We start from the raw sequence: 7,833 nt of genomic DNA, 5'->3' as shown, positions 1-7,833 counted from the left end.
AATTTCGAAGGCATGAGCACTAGGTGTCGTGAGATCAAAGCGTTGCCCGTACCACGTATCACATCCGCTTACTATGGATGTGGACGCGATAGTTAATAGTGAGATGATTTTTTTCATTATTCCTAACGGTTTAACTCGCTGGATTTTGCGAAGCGCAGCGTAGCAAAATTCCAGTGGAGTGATTTGTTATGTTTTTTTGATGACATAATTTAGCCCGCCGCCTATAACCAAACCAATACCTGCTGCGGTAAAGAAATACCCGTTAAATAGAACATTGCTCTGCCAGTTAATTCCTTGGTTTTGTATAAATATTGGCAATCCTATGCACAATACACCGACTACAAAATATGTGTAGAGATCAATATATTTAGATATAAAGGATTTATTATGCGTGCGTTCTTTAATTAAGTTAAATGCCATCGCTATGCCACTAATTAACCCAAATGCAATGATAATGTAAATTGTGACTTCCGGGACGACTGGTGCCTTTAAAAGTGGCTTGGCATTTATTCCCTGCGGTAGCCCGGTAACAGCAGCAGCTACAATTGCAAAAAGTATTTTGCTATTCATAATAGATATAGTTTTAAACATAACGTAGAGCTAACCGGGCGCGGCCCTGAAAGCTGAAAAAACAAAACCGCATTATAACCGCGCTCCGGTTGAGTGCCATGTTAGGCATTTTCTGGAACTCGTTTGAAGTTGAGGCATAAATACCCTCCCAGAGTTGCCAATGCAGGACTTAGGATAACTGAAAGCAACTCGAGCCAGAGCGGAAATGAACTTCCTCCCGAAACTAGCGATTCGATTCCAAAGCTTACACAGAGAAATGAAGCGAGCGCCCCATTCAGAAGTTCGGCGCGCTTTGCAATTTTTGCAGCGATATATCCTCCCAAAATGGAGCAAGCGCTACCAGAAAGGAACACATAGAAGAATAACCGCAAGTCATTGAGCATTGCCTGTTCGGTGAGCTGCTGATAGACCTCCGGCGAAACATTGGTTGCCGGGACAGCCGAGGACAAGATGGCCATGCCAAGCACACCTGAGAGAGCAATGTCAGCTACTGAGCCGATGACAACACCAAGAATTGAAATCTTTCGCACGAGATAATCCTTCTTTGGTTGACGCCTAACGTAGAGCTAACCGGACGCGGCCCAGAAAACTGAAAAAACAAAACCGTATTGTAACCGCGCTCCGGTTGAGCGCCATGTTAGAACGAGTATAAGGTAATTTACTTAACATACTTTGCAATATCAAATAGGCATTGTTGTTATCAGCACAAATTATTCAACATTAAGAAACATTTTATTAGAGTGACTACGATCAATAAAGTAATGATGATTCTTTGACTTTAATGCATCAATAGCTGCCTCAACATTTTCTTTCGTTTCTGAAACTGGATGATCTCTTAAAGCCTCCAAGTACGGCAATGCTTCGACGTCTTGCGCGCACGCCAAGAGCATACAGGCTCTATAGCGAACATGCTTGGATTTATCTTTCAGTGCCAACAACCCCAACTGAAACGCTGTTTTGTTGCCTTTAGCAGCCGGACGAATTGAGTGGTAAACGTAAGCTACACGTTGTTCCCAACGAGAGCTTTTTGGATATTGTTCCAAGAAATATGGAATCACCTCTTCGCCAAGCGCCTTTATTTCTTTATAGCCAGGTTCATTACCAAATGAGGATTTAACTGTGAAAGCTTCCACTAAAGCGCGTATGGCTGTTGGTTCCATGTGTTCTAACGTAGAGCTAACCGGGCGCGGCACGGAAAGCTGAAAAAATAAAACCGCATTATAACCGCGCTCCGGTTGAGCGCCATGTTAGAGGCCAGCGTTTGCATGGATGAATCTAAGCTTACGTGCGCCAATATAAACACGAACCCCTTTATGTTTCTCAGTCAGCCATGCCACAACTGCAATCGGCACTGAGGACCAAACACACAGCGCATCAAGGTAAATGGTGTTACAGACATAAATGCGCGATTCGCGCAGGAAGATGAGAACCGCGAGGCCGCCCAAAACGACGACGTAGCTAAAAACGTCTACCCAAAGCGGATGCTCCCTAACGCGAAGCAACCAAATATCGCGCGCAACAAGCCAAGCGAGAAGCGATGCTATCGACAAGATGGCTAAGAATAGAAGACTATCTGGCGCAGTGGGGGGCTTCAGCATGGCGTTAAGCGCAGACATAAAGAGAATAATTGCGGGCAGTAAGCTGTATACACGTATGACTCTGCACCACTCAGATGGTGGTTTCTCTTGATTCTCGAACTCCATTGCCCCCCCCATTTTCTGCCCTCTAACGTAAAGCTAAGGGGCGCGCCTTCCACGGAAGATTAGCGAATCCACCAAAGCTGAAAAAATATCAAATCTTCAAAACCGCCACGAAAAGGCGCGTCCCTTTGAGCGCAATGTTAGGCGTTGCCATCGCATTCATTTTGGATCTTCGCCTCAAGCCGCTCTATTTGCTCTGCTAAGTGCTTCATGTGGAGATTGTACTTTTCTCGATCGAACTGCTCAACTGCATCAATGACGCTCGTATCGGCACCATTGGCAATTAAGTAATCGGCTATTTCTTTGTGGCCAAAATCGAGTGCCACATTTAGCGGAGCGAACCCGCCTTCGCCCTTTTGATTAAGTTCGATACCATTCTCTACCAATAGCTTTGCTGCTTCAAGATCACCCCAAACACAGACACAATGAAGGGCATTGTCACCGAGCGAATTGGTATCGTTCACCGATTCGAAGGTTACGTAACTAAAGTCGGCCGTGCTTTGAACCTTTTGAAGTAAGTCTCGGAGTTTATCGTTCATTCCTTTACGCCTAACGTGGAGTTGAGGCGTGCAGTTTCTTGAACTCACACCAGACCTCCCAAACCTCTGACGCAACGGCACTATATTTCTCTATAGGGCCTGCATCTTCGGAGCTAAACCAACGGCAGAACTCCTCGTGAATTATCACTTCTACATCATGAACCGAGGCTGCGCCCTTGAGCCTTGGAATGATTGTTCCGGCTTCCGGGTCGTATTCATCGGTGTTCGACTCGAAGTTGATGCCGATCGGATCAGCCTCAAACAGTGCTGATGAAATACGGTTGAACAGTGCGCCATACTGTTCTTTCAATGCCTTGCGGTCAGCTATGGACTTACCAGGATCGGTGAACATGGGATGCACGCCTAACGTTAAATAGACACCTAAACAGGTGTATATTAAATTTAAATTGCCGTTGCATAACGGTGTATAACTCCACTCCGACAATCCGTTAGACTAGATTCTATAGTTCTTACATTATTGATAGCAACCTTTTTATACAATATAAAAATACACCTCTGAAATTATTGGATCAGGTGCATGATTGCATTCGCGTTAAGCACTTATATTATCCGTACAGAAACGCAATATGCGCAGAGTGCCGAAGGCATATACAGCGTATCCGCGCGAGTATTTCCCATGGTCAAGGCCGTTGTTCAATAGTTTGAAAGTGACGCAACGGCTCACCCACATAGATTTGGCGAGGGCGGGTAATAACCACTTGCTCACCGTGCAGCATTTCCCGCCAGTGCGCCAGCCAGCCGGGCATACGGCCGATAGCGAATAATACTGTGTACATATTGGTGGGTATGCCTGCGGCCCGGAGAATTAACCCGGAATAAAAATCGACGTTGGGATACAGTTTTCGGGAGATGAAATATTCATCTTTTAAGGCAATTTCTTCCAGCTTCCGGGCAATATCAAACAAAGGATCGCTAACTCCCGCTTTGTCGAATAATTTGTCGCATTGCTTTTTTAATACCGTTGCGCGTGGGTCGAAATTTTTATATACGCGGTGGCCGAAACCCATCAGTCGGCTTGATGAGTTTTTGTCTTTTGCCTGATTGATAAATTCAGTGCCGTCACCGCCGCTCGCGTGTATCTGTTCAAGCATCTGTATCACTTGCTGATTGGCTCCGCCGTGACGCGGCCCCCAAAGCGCTGAAATCCCTGCCGAAGCCACCGCGTACATATTCGCCATACTTGAGCCCGCGGTGCGCACCGAAGAGGTGCTGCAATTTTGCTCATGGTCGGCATGCAGGATCAGGAACATATCAATGGCTCTGACGATATCTTCATCCAACTGATAATCGCGAACCGGCGATGAAAACATCATATTCAGGAAGTTACGCACATACTTAAGTTTGTAGGACGGGTAAATCAACGGTTCGCCAATCGATTTTTTATAAGAGAAAGCTGCGATGGTGCGGACCTGAGAGATCAAATTGACGACAATTTGTTGTTCTGTCTCAGCATTGAGCCGATCGGGAATCGGATAGAATGTCGATAATGATGCCACCATGGTCGCCAGAATACCCATCGGGTGCGAGCCGCGCGGAAAGCCGTTAAAAAAGTGATGCATGTCTTCGTGAATAATCGAAGACTCATTTAGACTGGTCGAAAAATCCAATAATTGCCGACTGTTAGGCAGCTCGCCATTCAGCAGTAAATAGGCTACTTCAACAAAGCGTGAATGTTCCGCCAATTCTTCAATAGGGTAACCGCGATAACGAAGTATGCCTTTTTCGCCGTCAATGTAGGTGATTGAGCTTTCACAGCTGGCGGTATTGCCATAGCCTTCATCTAAGGTCACGTAACTGCTTTGACTGCGCAATTTGGAAATGTCGATGGCTTTTTCACCCTCTATCCCTATCAAAGTGGGCAGTTCGTAATTTTTATCATCCAGCGTCAATATGGCCGGGGGCAGTAGTTTTAATTTATCGGTCATTTGAGTCAATCTCCAAAGCTGATGGCACGACTAATTTTAAGAAAATCCGCATACTCCGGTATTACTTATTTCGGTGCCGCAAGTCTATTGTAAACTGATATTCGTGATTAAGCTCATCAATGGGCATTGTCATGGTCAGTACAGGGCAATCGCGCTATACGAAAAGTTAACGCCGTTAGTTCCCTCTCCCTACCGATACAGCGCGACTGCCCTGATGGTCAGCGGCCTCTGAAAACCAGACAGTAGATATCGAATTACGCCGTAATGTTAAGTTTCTCAAGGTGAAATGGGTCTGATGATTAAAAGCAAGCGACGCTTAACAACGATCAGTGTCGGATGCGCTTATGAGTTGAATCTATTAGATTTAAAAAAATATGTTCATCGTTTGTCAATGTTTTCCAAGCAAACAATCATGGTATGGCGAATGATGAATAAAGTCATCGCTATTGGATAAATCGCGTAATGGCGGGTAATCAATAGACTAATCATTACCAACACCATAATCACATTGATATCGAAACGGCTGATTTTTTCCAGATAACGCAAGTGATCGATAGATTCCTGGTCGAAGTATTGGCTTTTGTTGATCAGTGCCAGCGTCACGATCGAGGTTAACAGTGAGTAATACAACGGAAAGAAAAAGAACATTGGCGCATCATCGTCGAACTGCGGCTTCCAGTATGCATACCAGACCAACAGACAGCCGGTCGCAAAACCATCGTGCCAAGCAATGGTGGGAGCTTTTTTAAAATACCCGACCAGTAGGCTTGTAGCCATAATTGCCAGACCGATACCTAAGGCAACAGGTGTGGTGAGTGACTGCAGAAATGCGTTTTGGTTTTGTACCAGAACCGCTAATGACATACTGCAAAGAATAAATCCGATCATGATGAAATATCGTGTAATTTTTTTAAACTATAACACCACAAGCCCAACAATAGAAACCCTAAGGCACGGGAAAACCTGAAAACCCCCTGCTGTTTGTCAATTACTGGCTGTCTACATTAAAAGATTGCTCATAGCGCGAAGTACAAAAACAGATCGACCGCTTGAACAATGGATTATTGCAGTTGGTGAAGCTCTAGCCGGCGCAGTTTCGGTGCCAATTTTGCCGTGGCGGCAACCACGGCCAGTGTCATAACACCTCCGAAAACAACCGACGGGACCAGTCCCATCAAGCGTGCTGCAATGCCTGACTCAAAAGCGCCCAGTTCGTTGGACGAGCCAATAAAGATGCCATTGATTGCGGAAACCCGGCCGCGCATGGTATCGGGTGTCGCCAATTGCAGGATAGTCGTGCGCATGACCACCGATACCCCATCGCAAACACCGGAGAGCATCAACAGTAGCCCGGCAATCCAAAAGTTTACTGATAAGGCAAAGCAAATCATGCAGAAGCCGAACCCCGCTACCGCTCCCAGCAGCCAGCGCCCGGCATGCAGATTGATCGGATGGCGGGCGAGAAACAGCCCTGTTATCACGGCTCCGATTGCCGGAGCGGCACGAAGAATTCCAAGCCCCTCAGGGCCATAATGAAAGACATCGTGAATGAATGCCGGCAGCATGGAAACAGCTCCCCCGAACAGCACAGCGAACATATCCAACGACTGCGCACCCAAGATGATCTGGTTACTGAATACGAAGCGAAGCCCTTCGGCGATACTGGTGAAGATAGGTGCGCTTGCCGCTGGAGGAGGTTCCTCGACACGTAATGACAGCAGTGCCACGGCGGCACATAGACACAGGCCGGCTGCAAAGCTGTAAGCGCTAGTTTTGCCGGCCCATCCGACCAGAATACCGCCTAACGCAGGTCCGACCACCAGTCCGAACTGGAACACGGCGCTGCCGATTCCCGAGGCTCGAGCATATTGATCACGTGACAGGATCAGAGCAAACATGGCGCTATATGTAGGGCCGATAAACGCGCGCGCCAAGCCCGTAAAGGCGATAGAGCAGTAGATCCACAACACAGGATTGCCTCTTAGCCAGCCCATTGACACAGCCACCAGAGTCAGCGCGGTGAGAAATAGCATCAGGCAGGCGAGCACCCCGAACATGCGACGGGAGTAATGATCTACCGCAAAGCCGGCGAACAGTGCGCAGCAGAAGTAGGGGATGGCTTCAGCCAGTCCGACTAAACCCAGTGCGAGTGTGTCGTGCGTCAGTTCGTAAATGTGCCAGCCCACTACAATCGCCATTATTTGGTAAGCGAGAACGATTAGGATGCGAAAAGATAGCAGCTTGAGAAAAGCGGAATTCGGTTTACTAAAAAATTGCATGAATATTTGATAATTAAAAGCGACTTGGCTGCCTAGCTAATGCAACTGAGTCAAAATAGATTTTAAGTATACTGCCGTTTTTAGAGACAGCAATTCTGATTATGGAAAATGTTGACTATTCAATTGCTTATAATATTTTGGCGTATCCGATTCATTAGTTTAATGGAATCCTCCCGAAAATGATTTTTGTTCAGTTTCGAATTAAATCGTTTACCAAATATAGGCGCTCGCCATTTTTCCCATTAGTTCAAACTCAAACACCTTTTTTGCGGCTGTGCCGGCGACTCCGTAGCAAACATGTAGCGGCAATAAGTGATCTTCTCTAGGATGGCAGTATCTTGCAGCAGGCGCCTTATCCCAATTAATCAGTCTTTGCTCTCGCTCCTCTTCAGTAAGCTGACTGTTAGAGCAAGTATCAATCAGCCATTGCTCAAACGACTCATTCATGGCTTGGGATTTTTGTGTTGATGGCGTAAAAAACTCTTTGAGATTATGAAATGAAAAACCAGAACCAATGACAAGAATGTTATCTTTTCTCAAATCAGTTAAGGCCTTACCAATCCGGATATGCACTTCAGGCTGCAAACTATTGACCAGTGACAATTGAACGCAAGGAATGTTTACATCGGGATACATAATCTTCAAGGGTACAAATAAGCCATGATCAAAACCTCGCTGGTCGTCAAGTTTGGCTTCAATGCCGGCGTTTTCTAATAGATTAAAAATCTTATTCGCCAGCTCAGGCGCGCCTGGTGCGGGATACTCAATTTCATAGGATTCTTTGGGAAATCCATAATAG

10 protein-coding genes are annotated in these 7,833 nt (G+C 46.2%); all 10 read right to left on the bottom strand.

Features of this window, described 5'->3' with window-relative positions:
• Positions 1–186: 186 nt before the first annotated feature.
• The gene (locus tag EPO18_RS12910; RefSeq protein WP_292433805.1) at positions 187–591 is read right to left on the bottom strand and encodes a hypothetical protein; all 405 of its coding nucleotides are present in this window, start codon (positions 589–591) and stop codon (positions 187–189) included.
• A gap of 80 nt (positions 592–671) precedes the next feature.
• On the bottom strand, positions 672–1,100 hold the full coding sequence (locus EPO18_RS12905; RefSeq protein ID WP_292433803.1) for a hypothetical protein: 429 nt from the start codon (positions 1,098–1,100) through the stop codon (positions 672–674).
• Positions 1,101–1,280: 180 nt separating this feature from the next.
• Positions 1,281–1,730 (bottom strand): HEAT repeat domain-containing protein, encoded by a 450-nt coding sequence (locus EPO18_RS12900; RefSeq protein ID WP_292433801.1) that lies wholly within the window; start codon positions 1,728–1,730, stop codon positions 1,281–1,283.
• Positions 1,731–1,817: 87 nt separating this feature from the next.
• Positions 1,818–2,273 (bottom strand): hypothetical protein, encoded by a 456-nt coding sequence (locus tag EPO18_RS12895; protein WP_292433799.1) that lies wholly within the window; start codon positions 2,271–2,273, stop codon positions 1,818–1,820.
• Positions 2,274–2,410: 137 nt separating this feature from the next.
• Positions 2,411–2,809, bottom strand: a complete 399-nt coding sequence (locus EPO18_RS12890; protein ID WP_292433797.1) for an ankyrin repeat domain-containing protein — start codon at positions 2,807–2,809, stop codon at positions 2,411–2,413.
• 10 nt (positions 2,810–2,819) lie between these two features.
• The gene (locus EPO18_RS12885) at positions 2,820–3,161 is read right to left on the bottom strand and encodes a hypothetical protein (RefSeq protein ID WP_292433795.1); all 342 of its coding nucleotides are present in this window, start codon (positions 3,159–3,161) and stop codon (positions 2,820–2,822) included.
• A gap of 289 nt (positions 3,162–3,450) precedes the next feature.
• Positions 3,451–4,755 carry a citrate synthase gene (locus tag EPO18_RS12880; protein ID WP_292433793.1) on the bottom strand — a complete coding sequence of 435 codons (1,305 nt, stop codon included), beginning with the start codon at positions 4,753–4,755 and terminating at the stop codon, positions 3,451–3,453.
• Between the two features lie 378 nt (positions 4,756–5,133).
• Entirely contained in the window at positions 5,134–5,643 is a 510-nt protein-coding gene (locus tag EPO18_RS12875; protein WP_292433791.1) for a hypothetical protein, read from the bottom strand.
• Between the two features lie 173 nt (positions 5,644–5,816).
• Positions 5,817–7,034: an MFS transporter gene (locus EPO18_RS12870; protein WP_292433789.1), complete on the bottom strand. Its 1,218-nt coding sequence runs from the start codon at positions 7,032–7,034 to the stop codon at positions 5,817–5,819.
• Between the two features lie 210 nt (positions 7,035–7,244).
• Positions 7,245–7,833 (bottom strand): DODA-type extradiol aromatic ring-opening family dioxygenase (locus tag EPO18_RS12865; RefSeq protein WP_292433787.1); only part of this gene is annotated, 589 nt, incomplete at its 5' end.

Origin of the sequence: Methylobacter sp., assembly GCF_004322395.1 — a bacterium.
In the GTDB taxonomy this organism is placed as follows: domain Bacteria; phylum Pseudomonadota; class Gammaproteobacteria; order Methylococcales; family Methylomonadaceae; genus Methylobacter_A.
Note: the sequence above shows the minus strand (reverse complement) of the source record. Positions and strands in the feature narration are given on the sequence as shown.

Bases quoted from the DNA above. Each gene is read 5' to 3' on its own strand.
- EPO18_RS12910 (WP_292433805.1), bottom strand. From the start codon at position 591: ATGTTTAAAACTATATCTATTATGAATAGCAAAATACTTTTTGCAATT.
- EPO18_RS12900 (WP_292433801.1), bottom strand. From the start codon at position 1,730: ATGGAACCAACAGCCATACGCGCTTTAGTGGAAGCTTTCACAGTTAAA.
- EPO18_RS12895 (WP_292433799.1), bottom strand. From the start codon at position 2,273: ATGGAGTTCGAGAATCAAGAGAAACCACCATCTGAGTGGTGCAGAGTC.
- EPO18_RS12890 (WP_292433797.1), bottom strand. From the start codon at position 2,809: ATGAACGATAAACTCCGAGACTTACTTCAAAAGGTTCAAAGCACGGCC.
- EPO18_RS12885 (WP_292433795.1), bottom strand. From the start codon at position 3,161: ATGTTCACCGATCCTGGTAAGTCCATAGCTGACCGCAAGGCATTGAAA.
- EPO18_RS12880 (WP_292433793.1), bottom strand. From the start codon at position 4,755: ATGACCGATAAATTAAAACTACTGCCCCCGGCCATATTGACGCTGGAT.
- EPO18_RS12875 (WP_292433791.1), bottom strand. From the start codon at position 5,643: ATGATCGGATTTATTCTTTGCAGTATGTCATTAGCGGTTCTGGTACAA.
- EPO18_RS12870 (WP_292433789.1), bottom strand. From the start codon at position 7,034: ATGCAATTTTTTAGTAAACCGAATTCCGCTTTTCTCAAGCTGCTATCT.